Genomic DNA, 1,625 nt, shown 5'->3' on the forward strand with positions numbered 1-1,625 from the left:
GGCGCGGGCGGCGCCGAACAGGCGCACGCGCTCCACCAGCTCGGCGCGGAACGCGTCGGAGGTGGTGACCCCGCGGTTGCTCTCGGGCTTGGCGAGGTAGTCGACCGCGCCGAGGGCGAGGCACTTAAGCGAGATGTCGGCGTTGCGCGTCGTGAGGGTCGACATCATCACGACCTGCACGGTCGGGCTCGCCGCGAGCATGCGCGGCAGCGCCTCGGTGCCGTCGAGCTCCGGCATGTCGATGTCGAGCAGCACCACGTCGGGGTCGTGCCGCGTCATCATCTCGACGGCGATGCGCCCGTTCGAGGCGGTGCCGACGACGGTGAAGCCGGCCTCGCCGATCCAACGCGCGACGAGGCCGCGCACCACCGCCGAATCGTCGGCGATCAGCACCTTGATCGGCACCGGCAGGGTCGGCCGCGGCTTGGGCGCGAGGCTTGGGTTGACGGCCAACATGGGTTCGACATCCCAATGACAATGATGGGTTGGAAACGATCGCGGTACCGCCGCCTCGGACGAGCCGGCGTGCGCGCCTTGGAAGACGGCGTCAGGCGGCGTCGGCTTGGACCACGCCGACCTGTTCGAGCTTGGCCGTGAGGATGTCGCGGTCGAACGGCTTCATGATGTACTCGTCGGCGCCCGCCCGCAGGGCCCGGGCGATGGCGCCGACGTCGTTCTCGGTGGTGCAGAACAGGATCTTCGGGCCGGTGCCGCCCGGCCGCTGGCGCAGCGCCTGGAGGAAGGCGTAGCCGTCCACGTTGGGCATGTTCCAGTCGAGCAGGATCACGTCGGGCATCGCCTCGGCGCAGCGCAGCAGGGCGTCGCTGCCGTCCTCGGCTTCGGTGACGGCGAAGCCGAGCGTCTCGATGATCCGCCGCGCCACCTTCCGGATCACGGCGGAATCGTCGACGACGAGGCAGGTGCGGGTTTCGGCGGGGTCGTTGGTCACGGCGTCTTACCCTCTTGGTGGGTTGCAGTCGGCGACGTCACGCGGCGGTCGCGCCGGCCCGGTCGGATGCGAAGACCAGCAGGGCGTTCACGTCGAGGATGAGGAGCAACCGCCCGTCGAGGCGATGCACGCCGAGCGCGAGGTCGCGCCAGCGGGCGTCCAGGTTGATCGGCACCGGCTCGTGGGTCTCGGTGCCGAGCTTCAGCACCTCGCCGACGCCGTCGACCACGAGGGCGAAGGTCTCGCCGCCCTGCTCCAGGCCGATCGCCATCCGCGCCGAGCCCTCGGCCGCCGGAAGCCCGAGCCGCCGACGCAGGCAGATCGCGGTGACGACGCGCCCGCGCAGGTTCAGCAGCCCGACGATCTCGGGCGGGCTCAGGGGCACGGGGGTGACGCCGGCCGGGATGAACACGTCGTGCACCCGGTCGATGGCGAGCCCGAACATCGTGTCGCCGACGAAGACGGTGACGAAGTCCTGGGTCGCCCCGGCCTCCGTGGCGTTGCTGTTGGCAGCCTGCATGGTGGTGTCTCCCCGGCGCAGCGGCGCGGTCAAACCAGGTGGGTCGGTTCGCGCCGAGGTCGGCGCGGCACCGGAGGGATGTCGGGACTTCAGGCGGCGCGGGCGTGGGCCGCGACGGCCGGGGGGCATCGAGCTCGGCGAGCGCCGCGACAAGGC

General features: G+C 71.5%; 3 protein-coding genes. All 3 read right to left on the reverse strand.

Annotation, left to right across the window (positions count from 1 at the left end; translation table 11 throughout):
• Positions 1 to 456 (reverse strand): response regulator (locus FV222_RS25345; RefSeq protein WP_147815939.1); only part of this gene is annotated, 456 nt, incomplete at its 3' end.
• 91 nt (positions 457 to 547) lie between these two features.
• A complete protein-coding gene (locus tag FV222_RS25350; RefSeq protein ID WP_147754661.1) occupies positions 548 to 949 on the reverse strand; it encodes a response regulator in 402 nt (133 codons plus the stop codon).
• A gap of 37 nt (positions 950 to 986) precedes the next feature.
• Positions 987 to 1,469, reverse strand: a complete 483-nt coding sequence (locus FV222_RS25355) for a chemotaxis protein CheW (protein WP_147815940.1) — start codon at positions 1,467 to 1,469, stop codon at positions 987 to 989.
• Positions 1,470 to 1,625: the final 156 nt, after the last annotated feature.

The sequence above is a fragment of the Methylobacterium sp. WL103 genome, assembly GCF_008039885.1.
Lineage (GTDB): Bacteria > Pseudomonadota > Alphaproteobacteria > Rhizobiales > Beijerinckiaceae > Methylobacterium > Methylobacterium cerastii.

Bases quoted from the DNA above. Each gene is read 5' to 3' on its own strand.
- FV222_RS25355 (WP_147815940.1), bottom strand. From the start codon at position 1,469: ATGCAGGCTGCCAACAGCAACGCCACGGAGGCCGGGGCGACCCAGGAC.